General features: G+C 71.9%; 12 protein-coding genes. 6 read left to right on the forward strand and 6 right to left on the reverse strand.

Translation table 11 applies throughout. The features are described from left to right. Window positions 1-37: 37 nt before the first annotated feature. Window positions 38-1,474, reverse strand: a complete 1,437-nt coding sequence (locus ACLF6P_RS25330; RefSeq protein WP_415953225.1) for a dihydrolipoyl dehydrogenase family protein — start codon at window positions 1,472-1,474, stop codon at window positions 38-40. Between the two features lie 148 nt (window positions 1,475-1,622). Here ACLF6P_RS25330 and trxA point away from each other — a divergent pair, with 148 nt between their 5' ends. After that, the gene (gene trxA, locus ACLF6P_RS25335; protein ID WP_415953227.1) at window positions 1,623-2,042 is read left to right on the forward strand and encodes a thioredoxin; all 420 of its coding nucleotides are present in this window, start codon (window positions 1,623-1,625) and stop codon (window positions 2,040-2,042) included. Between the two features lie 129 nt (window positions 2,043-2,171). Here trxA and ACLF6P_RS25340 read toward each other — a convergent pair whose 3' ends face one another. After that, window positions 2,172-3,608, reverse strand: a complete 1,437-nt coding sequence (locus ACLF6P_RS25340; RefSeq protein WP_415953229.1) for a benzaldehyde dehydrogenase — start codon at window positions 3,606-3,608, stop codon at window positions 2,172-2,174. A gap of 353 nt (window positions 3,609-3,961) precedes the next feature. Between ACLF6P_RS25340 and ACLF6P_RS25345 the strand changes: the two genes are divergently transcribed. Further along, window positions 3,962-5,377: an amidase gene (locus ACLF6P_RS25345; RefSeq protein WP_415953231.1), complete on the forward strand. Its 1,416-nt coding sequence runs from the start codon at window positions 3,962-3,964 to the stop codon at window positions 5,375-5,377. A gap of 123 nt (window positions 5,378-5,500) precedes the next feature. On the opposite strand, the gene ACLF6P_RS25350 is transcribed toward ACLF6P_RS25345, so the two are convergent. Next, window positions 5,501-6,772 (reverse strand): extracellular solute-binding protein, encoded by a 1,272-nt coding sequence (locus tag ACLF6P_RS25350; RefSeq protein ID WP_415953233.1) that lies wholly within the window; start codon window positions 6,770-6,772, stop codon window positions 5,501-5,503. 246 nt (window positions 6,773-7,018) lie between these two features. Between ACLF6P_RS25350 and ACLF6P_RS25355 the strand changes: the two genes are divergently transcribed. Then, window positions 7,019-7,234 carry a dodecin gene (locus tag ACLF6P_RS25355; RefSeq protein WP_415953234.1) on the forward strand — a complete coding sequence of 72 codons (216 nt, stop codon included), beginning with the start codon at window positions 7,019-7,021 and terminating at the stop codon, window positions 7,232-7,234. A gap of 147 nt (window positions 7,235-7,381) precedes the next feature. Here the strand turns inward: ACLF6P_RS25355 and ACLF6P_RS25360 are convergent, their stop codons facing one another. Continuing rightward, the gene (locus tag ACLF6P_RS25360; RefSeq protein ID WP_415953236.1) at window positions 7,382-7,882 is read right to left on the reverse strand and encodes a phosphatase domain-containing protein; all 501 of its coding nucleotides are present in this window, start codon (window positions 7,880-7,882) and stop codon (window positions 7,382-7,384) included. A 174-nt stretch (window positions 7,883-8,056) separates the two neighbouring features. Here ACLF6P_RS25360 and ACLF6P_RS25365 point away from each other — a divergent pair, with 174 nt between their 5' ends. The 3 genes from ACLF6P_RS25365 to ACLF6P_RS25375 are packed head-to-tail and all read left to right on the forward strand — an operon-like array spanning window position 8,057 to window position 12,292. Continuing rightward, window positions 8,057-9,034, forward strand: coding sequence for an MsnO8 family LLM class oxidoreductase (locus tag ACLF6P_RS25365; protein ID WP_415953238.1), 978 nt, complete (start codon window positions 8,057-8,059; stop codon window positions 9,032-9,034). A gap of 25 nt (window positions 9,035-9,059) precedes the next feature. Then, the gene (gene uvrA / locus ACLF6P_RS25370; protein ID WP_415953239.1) at window positions 9,060-11,441 is read left to right on the forward strand and encodes an excinuclease ABC subunit UvrA; all 2,382 of its coding nucleotides are present in this window, start codon (window positions 9,060-9,062) and stop codon (window positions 11,439-11,441) included. Continuing rightward, window positions 11,438-12,292, forward strand: a complete 855-nt coding sequence (locus tag ACLF6P_RS25375) for a helix-turn-helix domain-containing protein (RefSeq protein WP_415953241.1) — start codon at window positions 11,438-11,440, stop codon at window positions 12,290-12,292. Before uvrA ends, ACLF6P_RS25375 begins: the two co-directional genes overlap by 4 nt. A 98-nt stretch (window positions 12,293-12,390) precedes the next feature. Here the strand turns inward: ACLF6P_RS25375 and ACLF6P_RS25380 are convergent, their stop codons facing one another. Both ACLF6P_RS25380 and ACLF6P_RS25385 read right to left on the reverse strand, forming a co-directional pair. Further along, complete coding sequence (locus tag ACLF6P_RS25380) at window positions 12,391-13,137, reverse strand: succinate dehydrogenase/fumarate reductase iron-sulfur subunit (protein ID WP_415953242.1); 747 nt, start codon at window positions 13,135-13,137, stop codon at window positions 12,391-12,393. Further along, window positions 13,134-15,083 (reverse strand): fumarate reductase/succinate dehydrogenase flavoprotein subunit, encoded by a 1,950-nt coding sequence (locus tag ACLF6P_RS25385; protein WP_415953244.1) that lies wholly within the window; start codon window positions 15,081-15,083, stop codon window positions 13,134-13,136. Before ACLF6P_RS25385 ends, ACLF6P_RS25380 begins: the two co-directional genes overlap by 4 nt. Window position 15,084 lies beyond the last annotated feature (1 nt).

Consider the following 15,084-nt stretch of genomic DNA (forward strand, 5'->3'; position numbering starts at 1 on the left):
CCGCACCCGCCGCCCGGCGTCCCGGGCCCGCCCTGCCTCAGCCCCGATACGTCTCGAGGAGCCGCAGCCAGATCTCGCTGATCGTCGGATACGCCGGCACCGCATGCCAGAGCCGCTCGACGGGCACCTCGCCCGCGACCGCGATCGCCGCGCTCTGGACGAGCTCGCCCGCGCCCGGCCCCGCGAATGTCGCGCCGATGACCACCTCGCGGTCGACGTCGACCAGCATGCGCGCCCGCCCCCGGTAGCCGTCGGCGTACAGTGACGCGCCCGCCACCGAGCCCAGGTCGTGGTCCACGGCGCGGACGTCGACCCCGGCGCGCTCCGCCTCGGCGAGCGTGGGTCCGACCGAGGCGATCTCGGGGTCGGTGAAGACCACCTGGGTCACGGCGTCATGGTCGGCGGTGGCCGCGTGCGCGCCCCAGCGGTCGGTTTCGAGCAGCGGTACGCCCTGGGCCCGGGCCGCGATCGCGGCCCCTGCGATACGTGCCTGGTACTTGCCCTGGTGGGTCAGGAGTGCCCGCCCGTTGGCATCGCCGACCGCGTACAGCCAACTGCTGCCGGCGACCCGGCAGCTCTCGTCCACGTCGAGGTACTCGCCCGGGGTCAGGCCCACCGATTCCAGGCCGATGTCGTCGGTGCGCGGGGTGCGGCCGGTGGCGACGAGGAGTTCGTCGGCCTCCACGGTGGAGCCGTCGCCGAGGGTCAGCGTGACGGTGCCGTTCTCGCGTGCGACGGAGGCGACGGAGGTCTTGGTGCGTACGTCGGCGCCCGCCTCGCCGAGCGCCTCGGCGACCAGTTCCCCGCAGAACGGTTCCATCCGCGGCAGCAGCCCTGCTTCCCGTACGAGCATCGTGACCCGGGAGCCGAGGGCCTGCCAGGCGGTTGCCATCTCGCATGCGACCGGCCCCCCGCCGATCACGGCCAGGCGCCCGGGAACGGCCTTGGCGCTGGTCGCCTCGCGACTGGTCCAGGCACCGGCGCCGGCGAGGCCCGGCAGCTCGGGCAGGGTGGCGCGGGTGCCGGTGCAGACGGCGACGGCGTGCCGGGCGGCCAGCACATGGCGTTCGCCCTCGGGGCTGCGGACCTTGACCCGGCGCGGCCCGTCGAGGCGGCCGTGGCCGCGGTGGACGCGTACGCCGATCGAGTCGAGCCAGGCGGCCTGGCCGTCGTCCTTCCAGTCGCCCGTGAAGTAGTCGCGGTGGGCGAGCACGGCCCCGGCGTCCAGCGGGCCCTGCACGGCGTCGCCGAGCCCGGGCACCTTGCGGGCGTCGGAGCGGGCGAGCACCGGGCGGAGCAGCGCCTTGCTGGGCATGCACGCCCAGTACGAGCACTCGCCGCCGATCAGTTCGCTCTCCACGATCGCGCAGCTCAGCCCGGCGGCCCGCACCCGGTCCGCGAGGTTCTCGCCCACCGGACCCGCGCCGATGACCACCACGTCGTATTCGGTCGTCTCCACATGTGCCTGTCCCATGAACAGCAGTCTGGTGGCAGGTGTGGCCCGCGGCCACAGGGGGCAGTCGAGACGGCACGGACATCCGGGAACCCGTCCCGGAATACCCACACGTCCCGCACCGTTGTGCGGGGCAGCCAGCAGCCGTCGGCGAAATGGTAGGAACACCGTGAGCACCCTGGAACTCACCAAGGAAAACTTCGACGAGATCGTCACCGAGAACGATTTCGTCCTCATCGACTTCTGGGCGGCCTGGTGCGGTCCGTGCAAGCAGTTCGGCCCGGTCTACGAAGAGGTGTCGCAGCGCCACAGCGACCTGGTCTTCGGCAAGGTCGACACGGAGGCGCAGCCCGAGCTCGCCGCCGCCTTCGGGATCCAGTCGATCCCCACGCTCGCCATCATCCGCGACAAGGTCGCGATCTTCGCGCAGCCCGGTGCGCTGCCGGAGTCGGCACTCGAGGACGTGATCGGGCAGGCCCGCAAGGTGGACATGGACGAGGTCCGCAAGCAGGTGGCCGAGGAGCAGGCCAAGCAGGCCGCCCGGGAAGGGCAGCCCGGTCAGGCAGGTCAGGACGGGCAGCCGGAGTGACGGCGGCATCCTGAGTCGCGTCGGGAGGGCGCCCGTTCCACGGAACGGGCGCCCTCTTCGCGTGCCGGGGGCCGGAGGCTGAAATCGAGGGACCGGAGCCCGGGGACCGGAGCCCGGGTCCAGAACGGTCTAGAACGGGTAGCCCGCCACGTCCCCGCGTACGGTCGTCCACCGCACGTCCGTGAACGCCTCGATGTTGGCCGCGCCGCCGAACCGCGCCCCGGTGCCGGAGGCCGCGGTTCCGCCGAACGGGGCGACCGCCTCGTCGTTCACGGTCTGGTCGTTGATGTGCACGATGCCGGTCGGAATGCGGTCCGCGAGGGCGAGGCCGCGTGCCGTGTCGCGCGTGACGATGCCGAGCGAGAGTCCGTAGTCGCTGTCCGCGGCGAGCGCGGCCGCCTCGTCGAGGGTGGTGAAGGGCCGTACGGGGGCGACGGGGCCGAAGACCTCCTCGGCGTAGGCGGGGGTGTGGTCGTCGACGTCGGCGAGAACGGTCGGCCGGTAGAAGAGGTCCTCGTGGCTGCCGCCCGCCGCGAGGCGTGCGCCGCGGGCGGTGCTCGCGGTCACCAGGCCGTGCACCTTGGTGAGTTGGCCGGTGTCGATGAGCGGTCCGAGGTGGACCTGCGCGCGGTGCGGGTCGCCGACGGCCAGCGAATCGGCCTTGGCGGCGAGACGTTCCACGTAGGCGTCGTGGAGCGAGGCGTGCACCAGGTGGCGGCCGGTGGTCATGCAGATCTGGCCCTGGTGGAAGAAGGAGCCCCAAGCGGCCGTGGAGATCACCGCGTCGAGGTCGGCGTCCTCCAGGACGATCAGGGCGGAGTTGCCGCCGAGTTCGAGGTGGACGCGCTTGAGGTGGCGGCCCGCGGCCTCGGCGACGGCGCGGCCCGCGGCGGTCGAGCCGGTGAAGGAGATGACGGGGACCAGCGGGTCGGCGACCAGGGCGCGGCCGGTGTCGGGGCCGCCGGGCAGGACGTGCAGCAGGTGTTCGGGCAGTCCTGCCTCGGCGAGGACCGCGGAGAGGAAGAGTCCACCGCAGACGGCCGTACGGGGGTCGGGCTTGAGGAGGACCGCGTTGCCGAGCGCGAGAGCCGGGGCGACGGAGCGTATCGCCAGGATCAGCGGGGCGTTGAAGGGGGCGATGACGCCGGTGACGCCGACGGGGACCCTGCGGCTGTACGACAGGCGAGGTGCCTCGCTCGGCAGCAGCTCGCCGGTGGGGCGGGAGGCGAGCGCGGCGGCCTCGTAGCACTCCTGGGCGGCGACATGGAGTTCGAAATCGGCCTTGCCCGGTATCGACCCGGACTCGCGGACCAGCCACTCCCGGAGCTCTTCGGCGTGCTCGGTGAACAGGTCGCCGGCCTTGCGGAGGACGGCCGCGCGCACAGAGTGCGGGGTCCTCGCCCAGTCCGCCTGGGCGTCCCGGGCGGCCGCCGCGGCGGTGGCCACGTCCTGTGCCGTTGCGAGGTCCACGGTGGCGAGTTCCTCGCCCGTGGCGGGCTCGGTGACGGCGTGTTCGCCGCCGCCGAGCGGCCGGGACTGCCAGGTCTTCGGGTCGAGCAGGGGCATGCCTTGGCTCCGTTCTGTCGACGAGGCGCCGACGGGGTACGACGCGGGGACCCGACGGTGGTGCCCGGTGCGCGAACCGCGGGCACCGCCACCTGGTTGAGCGTGCAACATCGTAGTCACGGCGACCCCGGATCGGGGGGTCTTGCTACGCATGTTCGCCATACAACTGTGCCCATGCGTCGGGGAGTTGACGGCAGGTCGGATGAGGGACCACCTCGCGGCCGAATCGGCTCCGCGACGCCCTGCCACCCGCCCGCCCGCCCCCACGGCCGATTCGGCTCCGTGATGCCTACCCCGCATCCGTACCGACGGGTAACGTGCTCGCGAAGCGCATCCGACCCCCGAGGTGGCCCATGACGCACACGACCGGCGCAGGCCCGCACACACCCGGCGCGGGCCTGGCCGGGACCGCCCGGGCGCTGGCCGACGGCGAGGTCTCCTCCGTCGCTCTCGTCGAGGAGTGCCTGTCCCGGATCGAGGACACCCGCTCCTCCCTGAACGCCTTCCGCCGGGTACGGACCGAGGCCGCGGTTGCCGAGGCCCGGGCGGCCGACGCCCGCCTCGCGGCCGGTGAGCGGCTGCCGTTGCTGGGGGTGCCGGTCGCGGTGAAGGACGACATGGACGTGGCGGGTGAGCCCACGGCCTTCGGCTGCGCCGGAGATTTCCCGGCCAAGGAGCAGGACGCGGAGGCCGTACGGCGACTGCGGGCCGCGGGCGCCGTCATCGTCGGCAAGACCAACACCTGCGAACTGGGCCAGTGGCCGTTCACCGAAGGGCCCGCGTTCGGCAACACCCGCAACCCCTGGCACACGGGGCACACCCCGGGCGGCTCCTCGGGCGGCTCGGCGGCCGCCGTCGCCGCGGGCCTGGTACCGGCCGCGCTCGGTTCCGACGGCGCGGGCTCGGTACGGATACCGGCCGCCTGGACGCATCTCGTGGGCATCAAACCGCAGCGCGGCCGGATCTCCTCCTGGCCTCAGGCGGAGGCCTTCCAGGGCATCACGGTCGACGGCCCACTCGCCCGCACGGTCGCCGATGCGGCGCTCCTGCTCGACTGCGCGAGCGGCAGCCACGAGGGCGACCGGCACAAACCCCCCGCGATAGGTGCCGCGGCGGCCGCCGGGCGCGAGCCCGGCCGGCTGCGCATCGCGCTCTCCCTGAAGATGCCGTTCACGGCCACACCCAAGCGGCTGCACCCCGCGGTGCGCAGGGCCGTGACCGCACTCGGCGAACGGCTCGCCGCCCTCGGCCACCACGTCGAGGCAGCCGATCCCTCGTACGGCAGGATCGGCCTCACCTTCGTGCCGCGCGCAACGGCCGGGATCGCCGAATGGGCGGACCGGGTACCCGATCCCTCGCTGCTCGATCCCCGCACCCGCGAGGCCGCCCGGCTCGGGCGGCTGCTCGGCGGCGTTCCGCTGCGGGCCGCGCGGTGGGCGGAGGCACGGCTGCAGCGCCGGGTGGGGGCGCTCTTCACCTCGTACGACGTGGTCCTCGCGCCGACCACGGCCACTCCCCCGCCACGCATCGGCACGATCTCCCGGATGGGCGGCCTGCACACGGACCAGGCGATGATCGCGGCCTGCCCCTACGCCTGGACGTGGAACGTCCTGGGCTGGCCCGGGGTGAACGTCCCCGCCGGCTTCACCGCCGACGGCCTCCCCCTCGGCGCCCAGCTCCTCGGCCCGGCGAACAGCGAGCCCCGCCTGATCTCCCTCGCTGCCCAACTGGAGCGCGAACTCAAGTGGTACGAGAAATGGCCCGGGTGAGGCCGGCCCCCATCGGCCGGCCCGACCCGTGGCAGCGGCCGGGCCCTCGCCCCACCCCCGCAGCCGGACAGCGGATGGCCCGACTCCGGGGCGGACGGCCTCCACCCGCGTCGGCGGTCACCCTCACTCGCCGCGCTGGTCCAGGATTTCCGTGATCTTCTCCGAGGCCTCGCGGGCCGTCGGCTTCGGGTTGGCGCCGATGAGGACCTCGGTCATGTAGCGCTTGATCGGGTTGTCGGCCTCCACGGCCGCCCAGCGCGGGGAGTTGGGGGTGGCCCGGCCGCGGGCCGCGCCCTCGGCCATCGCGGCGGCGCCCGGGTTGGCGGCGACGGCGGAGGCGAGCGTGGTTTTGTTGGGTACGTAGGACATGGTCGTGGCGAGTTCCTTCTGCCAGCGTTCCCCGGCCAGCGCCTTGACCACCTCCTTCGCGCCCCACTCCTGGTCGGTGCGCTCGGGGATCACCAGATCCGAGCCTCCGGTGAAGACGGCGCCGGGGCGGCCGTCCTTCTTGCCGGGGACGGGGAAGTAGCCGATCTTCCCGGCGAGTTCGGGGTTGGTCTCCTCGATCAGTTTCACCGCGCCGGGAACGGTGATGATCTGTGCGACCCTGCCCTTCGCGAAGACCTCGGCCTGCGGCGGGGTCTGCTCGTCGGCGTCCTTCGGGCCGTCGCCGAGCGACTGCAGGCGCCGGTAGAAGTCCATGCCCGCGATCGCCTCGGGGCTGTGGAGGCTGCCGGTCCACACGCCGTTCTCCTCCTCGGCGAGTTCGCCGCCCTCCTCCCAGATGAACCCGGCGAGCGTGTACCAGTCCTGGCCGGCCAGGTAGATCCCCTGGTTGCCGTCCGAGTTGAGCTGTGCGGTCTGCTCCAGCCACTCCTCGCGGTCGCGGGGCAGCCGGTCGATGCCGGCGTCCGCGAAGAGGTCCTTGTTGTAGAGAACGACACGGTTGGCCGCGTACCAAGGGATACCGAACTGTGAGCCCTTGACCGCACCGGGCTCGGCGAGACCGGGCAGCCAGTCCTTCATGCCCAGGTCGCGCAGCGATTCGAGGGAGAGGTCGAGTACGCCGCCCTGGTCGACGTACTGCGCCACCTGGGTGTTGCCGACCTCGATCACATCCGGGGCGTCCGGGGAGTCGTCCGCGAGGGCCTTGCCGACCTTCTCGCCGATGCCGCTCCATTCCTGGATGCGTATGTCGAGGTCGATGTCGCTGTGTTCGGCCTCGAACTCCTCCGTGAACTTCGCCAGGAAGTCCTTGCTCGCGCTGTTCTGCATCAGCCACACGGTGACCGTCTCCCGGTCCTCCGAGCCGCCGAGGGACAGACTGCCGCAGCCGGTCGCCATCGAGGCGAGCGTCAGCAGGGAGAGGGGCAGGGCAAGGGTGCGGCGGTTCACGCGGTTTCACCTTCGGCACGGGGACATGACGGGGCCCGACGTGGGGGAAAGCGCGGGTAACGCTCAAACGGGTGTGGCCCTGGAGTTTGGTCTGCACCAATGAGACGGTCAAGGGTCCGGGGCGGCCTGTCTCAACATCTGAGACGCAGCCAGGCCGTTCCGTGCGCGCCGCCGTCTCGCGCGGCACCCGGGGATCAGGCACCGTGGAGTGGACCGAGTGACCACCCCGAGAGGAGTGCGACCGCCATGTCGGACCACACGTACCGGGTCACGGAGATCGTCGGCACCTCGACCGAAGGCGTCGACCAGGCCATCCGCAATGGGATCGCACGCGCCGGACAGACCTTGCGGGGCCTGGACTGGTTCGAGGTCACGCAGGTGCGCGGCCATATCGAGAACAACGAGATCGCCCACTTCCAGGTGGGCCTGAAGCTGGGCTTCCGCCTGGAGGACACGCAGTAGTCCCGGCGCTCAGGTGGCCGTGGCGCCGGCGTTCAGGTAACCGTGGCGCCGGTGCTCAGGCGGCCGTGGCGCCGGTGCCCAGGCGACCGTGGCGCCGGTGCCCAGGCGACCGTGGCGCCGGTGCCCAAGTGGCCGTGGTCCCGGCGCTCAGGTGCGGCCTTCGGTCTCCTGCGCGTCCTTCAGCGCCCGGGAGTCCTGGGCCCAGCGCGCCCGTACGACCTTGAAGCCTGCGCGTTCCGCGGCCTCGCACACCAGCTCGTCGTCGTCCACGAGCATCCGCACCTCGCGGCCGCGGGCCAGCCTGCGCAAAATCTCCAGTTTGGTGACACGGGCGGGCCTGCGGTCGCTGTCGCGCCGCATGTGCATCCGGCCCGCGGGCAGCCCGTGCCGGGCCAGCCACTCCTCGGTGGCGGCGCGGCAGCGCTCGGGACGGCCGGTGAGGTACTGGATCTCGCACTCCTCGGCGCTCTCGAGGACCAGCTCGATGCCGCGTGCGAGCGGCGGGTCGTGCGGCGCGGCGGCGAAGAAGGCCGCCCAGTCCCGGGGGCTGCGGGCCAGGAAGCGCTGCCGGTGCGCGGTGTCGGCGAGGGTGTTGTCCAGGTCGAAGACGGCGACCGGACGTCGTGCTGCGTGCTGCGGGGCGGCCATGCGGTCACCCTAGGGGGTGTCCGGCGCGTTCCGCCGGACACCGGCGCCCACCGGGAATCTCCCACGCCCGGCGGCGTTGTACGGGAGGTGACTTCCGCCGATGCCTCAGCCCCGGTCGCTGCCCCAGCCTCAGCCGATCCCGCCGCCTCCGTCCTGGCACGGACGCGTTTCTCCGTGCTCGACCGCTCCCGTACCCGGACGGGCCAGGATCCCGCACGCTCGTTGCGGGACACGGTGGCCTTCGCACAGCGGGTGGAGGCGCTCGGCTACCACCGCTTCTGGGTCTCCGAGCACCACAGCGTGCCGGGTGTGGCGGGCTCCGCCCCCACGGTGCTCGCGGCGGCCGTCGCCGCGGCCACCGCCACGATCCGGGTCGGTACGGGCGGTGTGATGCTGCCCAATCACCGGCCGCTGGTCGTGGCCGAGCAGTTCGGGGTGCTCGACGCGCTGTATCCGGGCCGGATCGACATGGGTCTGGGCCGCAGCCTCGGGTTCACGGGCGGTGTACGCAAGGCGCTCGGGCACGGCATGGACGATGCCGAGGACTTCGCCGACCGGCTCGACGAGCTGCTCGGCTATCTCACCGGCACCCAGACCGCACACCCCCAGGTCCACGCGTATCCGGCGGAGGGCAGACGCATACCGCCGTATGTGCTTGCCATGGGTGAGGGCGCGCGGATCGCGGCGGCGGCCGGGCTTCCGCTGGTGATCGGTGACCTGCGGGGCCGCGAACGGATGCGGAAGGCGATCGAGGGCTACCGCGACGGCTTCAAGCCCTCGGTCTGGGCCGATGAACCGTACGTGATCATCGCGGGCGAGGTGGCCGTCGCGGACACCACCGAGGCGGCCCGTCGGCTCCTTGTCCCCGAGGCCTGGTCGATGGCGTACTCCCGCACCCACGGGGTCTTCCCGGCCCTGGAGCCGGCCTCGGTGACGCTGTCGCGTGAGATGAGCGAGAAGGAGCGCGGTCTGTTCGCTCAGGGCCTGGAGGGCAAGCTGTACGGCACGGCCCCTCAGGTCTCGGCGGCGCTCGCGGAGGTCATCACGGGGACGGGTGCGAACGAGGTGATGGTGACGACGTCCACGTACGACAGGGCGGAGCTCCTCGATTCGTTCACCCGCCTCGGCACCCTGGCCGGCCTGGGACAATGACGGGAGCCCACCCCCGGAGAGCCCCATGCACGACCCGTACATCCGTATCCGCGGCGCCCGCGAGCACAACCTCCGCCACGTCGACGTGGACATTCCGCGCGATCAGCTCGTCGTCTTCACCGGCGTCTCCGGTTCGGGCAAGTCCTCCCTCGCCTTCGGCACGGTCTATGCCGAGGCTCAGCGCCGCTATTTCGAGTCCGTCGCCCCGTACGCCCGTCGGCTGATCCACCAGATCGGCGCGCCGAAGGTCGGCGAGATCACCGGGCTGCCGCCCGCCGTCTCCCTGCAGCAGCGCCGCTCGAATCCGACCTCGCGCTCCAGCGTCGGCACGGTCACCACGCTGTCGAATTCCCTGCGCATGCTGTTCTCCCGCGCGGGCGACCATCCGGCGGGCGCGGAGCGGCTGGATTCCGACGCGTTCTCGCCGAACACCGCCGCCGGCGCCTGTCCCACCTGCCACGGCCTGGGCCGGGTCCACCGCACCACGGAGGCGCTGCTCGTCCCCGATCCCTCGCTCAGCATCCGCGAGGGGGCGATCGCCGCGTGGCCGGGTGCCTGGCAGGGCAAGAACCTGCGCGACATCCTGGACGCGCTCGGTTACGACGTGGACCGGCCGTGGCGGGAGCTGGAGCAGGAGGAACGGGACTGGATCCTGTTCACCGAGGAGCAACCGGTCGTCACGGTGCATCCCGTCCGCGATGCCGAGCGGATCCAACGCCCGTACCAGGGCACGTACATGAGCGCCCGGCACCATGTCCTGAAGACCTTCGCGGATTCCAGGAGCCAGACGCTGCGTGCGAAGGCCGAGCGGTTCCTGGAGAGCACCCCCTGCCAGGCCTGCGGGGGCAGCCGGCTGCGTCCCGAGGCTCTGGCCGTCACCTTCGCGGGCCATACGATCGCCGAACTCGCCGCGCTCCCCCTCCACCGGCTCGCCGCACTGCTCGAATCGGCCGATGGCTCCGACGAGACGGTGCGGGTCCTCACCGCCGATCTGCTCGCCCGGATCGCCGTCGTCACCGAACTGGGCCTCGGCTACCTGTGCCTCGACCGCCCCACACCCACCCTGTCCGCGGGCGAGCTGCAACGCCTGCGCCTGGCCACCCAGTTGCGCTCCGGCCTGTTCGGCGTCGTCTACGTCCTCGACGAGCCTTCGGCCGGTCTGCATCCCGCCGACACGGAGGCGCTGCTCGGGGTGCTGGCCCGCCTGAAGGCCGCGGGCAATTCGGTGTTCGTGGTCGAGCACCACCTCGATGTCGTACGCGAGGCGGACTGGCTGGTCGATGTGGGGCCCGGCGCCGGGGAACACGGCGGGCGGGTCCTGCACAGCGGTCCGGTCGCCGAGCTGGAGGCCGTCGCACAGTCCGTGACGGCACACCACCTGTTCGTCCGCGGGACGACGCGCGTACGTGAACCGCGTACGCCCGCGGGATGGTTGAAGCTCACCGGGGTGGAGCTGCACAATCTGCGCGGCGTCGACGCCGAGTTCCCGCTCGGGGTGTTCACCGCCGTGACCGGGGTGTCCGGTTCGGGCAAGTCCACGCTCGTGGGCCAGGCGCTGGCGCCGCTGCTGCGCGGGGAGCCGGGGCCGGGCCCGGCGCGCGTCGAGGGTTCGGTGGACCGTGTGGTGCAGGTCGACCAGCGGCCCATCGGGCGTACCCCCCGCTCCAACCTCGCCACGTACACGGGGCTTTTCGACGTCGTACGCAAGGTGTTCGCCGCATCCGACGAGGCGAAGGCGCGTGGCTACAAGGCCGGGCGGTTCTCGTTCAATGTGGCGGGCGGGCGGTGTGAGACCTGCCAGGGCGAAGGCTTCGTCTCCGTCGAGCTGCTCTTCCTGCCCAGTACGTACGCCCCGTGCCCGAACTGCGCGGGCGCCCGCTACAACCCCGAGACGCTGCAGGTGACCTACCGCGGGCGGTCGATCGCCGACGTCCTCGATCTGTCCGTGGAGGCGGCCGCGGACTTCCTCGCGGAGATCCCGGCCGCCGCCCGCACCCTGCGGACGCTGCTCGACGTGGGCCTGGGGCATCTGCGGCTCGGGCAGCCCGCGACCGAGCTGTCCGGCGGCGAGGCACAGCGGATCAAGCTGGCGGCCGAGCTGCAGCGGGCCCGGCGCGGTCACACGCTGTACGTCCTCGACGAGCCGACGACCGGCCTTCACCCGGCCGATGTCGAGGTGCTGATGCGGCAGTTGCACTCGCTGGTGGATGCGGGGAACACGGTCATCGTGGTCGAGCACGACATGGACGTGGTGGCGGGCGCGGACTGGGTGATCGACCTGGGGCCCGGCGGCGGCACGGACGGCGGCCGTATCGTGGCGGCCGGGCCGCCGGCCGAGGTGGCACAGGCGGACGGGAGCCGGACCGCCGGATATCTGGCGGCGCGGCTCGTAGGATCGGGCAGGTGAGCGACAACGAACTCGGCGCGTTCCTGCGCACCCGCCGTGAGGCCGTGACACCGGCCGAGGTAGGCCTGCCCGAAGGTGGCCGACGCCGTACACCGGGGCTGCGCCGCAGCGAACTCGCGCTGCTCGCCGGCATCAGCGTCGAATACCTGACCCGGCTCGAACAGGGCCGTGACCGCCGCCCTTCGGCGCAGGTGCTCGGCGCGCTGTGCGATGCCCTGCGGCTGCCGCTGGACGAACGGATCCATCTGCGGTGGCTCCTCAAGGGAGACGAATCCGCCTTCCTGTGCGCGGCCCGCGCCCAGCCGCGGCGTGAAGTACGGGCCACCGTGCAGACGTTGCTGAGCCGTCTGGAGCCCACACCGGCCGTCGTCGTCAACTACGTCGGTGAGGTGGCCGCTTACACGGGAGGCTACGCGCGCCTCATGGGCCCGATCGGCCTCCTCGACGCCGAGGTGCCGAGCCTGCCCCGCTTCCTGCTCTCCGATCCACGCGCCCGACAGGCCTATCCCGACTGGGAGCGGGTGGCCGACGAGCAGGTGGAGGCCATGCGTTTCGGCCTGTCGCGGCAGGATCCGGAGACGCTGGAGCTCGCCCAGGAGCTGACGATCACGGTGGGCGCCGCGTTCACGGAGCGGCTCGCCGCATCCGGTCGGCTGGCGCGGAGCAGCGGCACGGAGACGCTCGTCCACCCCGAGGCGGGCGAGTTGCGGCTCGACTACGAGACCCTCGAACTGCCGGAGGCCGACGGCCAGTACCTGACCGTCCGGCTGCCCGCCGACGAGGCGACCGCCCGCGCCCTCGACCGGCTCGGCGGGCGCGGGCCGGGGTCGCTGCGGGCGGTCGGCAACTGATCTGACGCGCGGACCGAGGCGTTCAGGCCGGGCCGGGCCGGGTCAGGCCGGGTCAGGTCAGGTCAGGTCAGGTCAGGTCAGGTCACAGCCTGCCGGAGCTACCGCCCGGCCTTGCGCTGGGCGCGCAGCCACTCCTTGTTCATCGCCGAGATCGACGGCAGCGGGATGCCCTTCGGGCAGGCGGTCGCGCACTCCCCGGTGAGGGTGCAGCCGCCGAAGCCCTCCTCGTCCATCTGCCCGACCATGTCGAGCACCCGGCTCTCCCGCTCGGGCGAGCCCTGCGGCAGTACGTTGAGGTGGTTGACCTTGGCGGAGGTGAAGAGCATCGCCGAGCCGTTGGGGCAGGCGGCGACGCAGGCGCCGCAGCCGATGCACTCGGCGTGTTCGAAGGCGAAGTCGGCATTCGGCTTCGGTACGGGCGTGGCGTGGGCCTCGGGTGCCGCGCCGGTCGGTGCGGTGATGTAGCCGCCGGCCTGGATGATCCGGTCGAAGGCCGTCCGGTCCACGACGAGGTCCTTGACCACGGGGAACGCGGAGGCCCGCCAGGGCTCGACGTCGATCGTGTCGCCGTCCTCGAAGGAGCGCATGTGCAGCTGGCAGGTGGTGGTCGGCTCGGGGCCGTGCGCATCGCCGTTGATGACGAGCGAGCAGGCCCCGCAGATGCCCTCGCGGCAGTCGTGGTCGAAGGCGACGGGGTCCTCGCCCTTGAGGATGAGCTCCTCGTTGAGCGTGTCGAGCATCTCCAGGAACGACATGTCCCGGGAGATCCCGTCCACTTCGTACGTCGACATCGCGCCATCGGCATCGGCGTTCTGCTGGCGCCAGACGCGCAGGGTGAGCTTCATGCGTAGCTCCGCTGGGTGGGGTGTACGTATTCGAAGGTCAGCTCTTCCTTGTGGAGCACGGGGGAAGCGCCCGTGTCGGTGAACTCCCAGGCCGCGGCATAGGAGAAGTCCTCGTCACGGCGCTCGGCCTCTCCGTCCGCGGTCTGCGATTCCTCGCGGAAGTGGCCGCCGCAGGATTCCTCGCGGTGCAGGGCGTCGAGGCACATCAGCTCGGCGAGTTCGAGGTAGTCGACGATGCGGTTGGCCTTCTCCAGGGACTGGTTGAACTCCTCGCCGGTGCCCGGCACCTTGATCCGCCGCCAGAACTCCTCGCGGATCTGCGGGATGCGTTCGAGGGCCTTGCGCAGCCCCGCCTCCGTACGCGCCATGCCGCAGAACTCCCACATCAGCTCGCCGAGTTCGCGGTGGAAGGAGTCCGGGGTACGGTCGCCGTCGACGGCGAGCAGCAGGCTGAGCCGGTCCTCCGTCCCGGCCAGTGCCTCCTGGACCGCGGGGTGTTCGGGGCCGACGGGTGCGGTGTGCGGGTTGCGGGCGAGGTAGTCGCTGATGGTGGACGGCAGGACGAAGTAGCCGTCGGCCAGGCCCTGCATCAGGGCAGAGGCGCCGAGCCGGTTGGCTCCGTGGTCGGAGAAGTTCGCCTCGCCGATCGCGAACAGGCCGGGGATGCTGGTCTGCAGGTCGTAGTCGACCCAGAGGCCTCCCATCGTGTAGTGCACGGCGGGGTAGATCCGCATCGGCACCTCGTAGGGGTTCTCCGCGGTGATCCGCTCGTACATGTCGAAGAGGTTTCCGTACTTCTCCTCGACGGCTCCCCGGCCCATCCGTTCGATGGCATCGGCGAAGTCCAGGTAGACCCCCTGTCCGCCCGGCCCCACCCCCCTGCCCTCGTCGCAGACGTTCTTCGCGGCACGGGAGGCGATGTCACGGGGGACGAGGTTGCCGAAGGAGGGGTAGATGCGCTCCAGGTAGTAGTCGCGCTCGTCCTCGGGGATCTCGGCGGCGGGGCGGGTGTCGCCCTTGGCCCTGGGCACCCAGATCCGGCCGTCGTTGCGCAGTGACTCGCTCATCAGGGTGAGCTTCGACTGGTGGTCGCCGGTGCGCGGGATGCAGGTGGGGTGGATCTGGGTGAAGCAGGGGTTGGCGAAGTACGCGCCGCGGCGGTGGGCCCGCCAGATCGCGGTCGCGTTGGAGTTCATGGCGTTGGTGGAGAGGTAGAAGACGTTGCCGTAGCCGCCGGATGCCAGGACCACGGCGTCCGCGAGGTACGTGTCGATCTTCCCGGTGACGAGGTCGCGGGCGACGATGCCGCGGGCGCGTCCGTCGACCACGATCAGGTCGAGCATCTCGGTGCGGGCGTGCAGCTCCACGTTGCCGGCGGCGATCTGGCGGCTGAGCGCCTGGTACGCACCGAGCAACAGCTGCTGGCCGGTCTGGCCGCGGGCGTAGAACGTACGGGAGACCTGGACGCCGCCGAAGGAGCGGGTGTCGAGCAGACCGCCGTATTCGCGGGCGAAGGGCACGCCCTGGGCCACGCACTGGTCGATGATCTCGACGGAGATCTGGGCGAGGCGGTGGACGTTGGACTCGCGGGCCCGGAAGTCGCCACCCTTGACGGTGTCGTAGAACAGGCGGTGGATGGAGTCGCCGTCGTTGCGGTAGTTCTTGGCGGCGTTGATGCCGCCCTGTGCGGCGATCGAGTGCGCGCGGCGTGGGGAGTCCTGGAAGCAGAACTGGACGACGTGGTAGCCCTGTTCGGCCAGCGTCGCGCCCGCGGAACCGCCGGCGAGTCCGGTGCCGACGACGATGACGGTGTGCTTGCGGCGGTTGGCCGGGTTGACGAGCCTGGCCTGGAAACGGCGGGTGTCCCAGCGTTCTTCGACCGGCCCCTCGGGCGCCTTGGTGTCGGCGACGGGGGCGCCCGTCGCGTAGTTGGCGTATGTGCTCATG

Origin of the sequence: Streptomyces lothianensis, assembly GCF_047779955.1 — a bacterium.
In the GTDB taxonomy this organism is placed as follows: domain Bacteria; phylum Actinomycetota; class Actinomycetes; order Streptomycetales; family Streptomycetaceae; genus Streptomyces.

Coding starts and splice junctions, on each gene's coding strand:
- ACLF6P_RS25330 (WP_415953225.1), bottom strand. CDS start 1,474: ATGGGACAGGCACATGTGGAGACGACCGAATACGACGTGGTGGTCATC.
- ACLF6P_RS25340 (WP_415953229.1), bottom strand. CDS start 3,608: ATGCCCCTGCTCGACCCGAAGACCTGGCAGTCCCGGCCGCTCGGCGGC.
- ACLF6P_RS25345 (WP_415953231.1), top strand. CDS start 3,962: ATGACGCACACGACCGGCGCAGGCCCGCACACACCCGGCGCGGGCCTG.
- ACLF6P_RS25355 (WP_415953234.1), top strand. CDS start 7,019: ATGTCGGACCACACGTACCGGGTCACGGAGATCGTCGGCACCTCGACC.
- ACLF6P_RS25360 (WP_415953236.1), bottom strand. CDS start 7,882: ATGGCCGCCCCGCAGCACGCAGCACGACGTCCGGTCGCCGTCTTCGAC.
- uvrA (WP_415953239.1), top strand. CDS start 9,060: ATGCACGACCCGTACATCCGTATCCGCGGCGCCCGCGAGCACAACCTC.
- ACLF6P_RS25380 (WP_415953242.1), bottom strand. CDS start 13,137: ATGAAGCTCACCCTGCGCGTCTGGCGCCAGCAGAACGCCGATGCCGAT.
- ACLF6P_RS25385 (WP_415953244.1), bottom strand. CDS start 15,083: ATGAGCACATACGCCAACTACGCGACGGGCGCCCCCGTCGCCGACACC.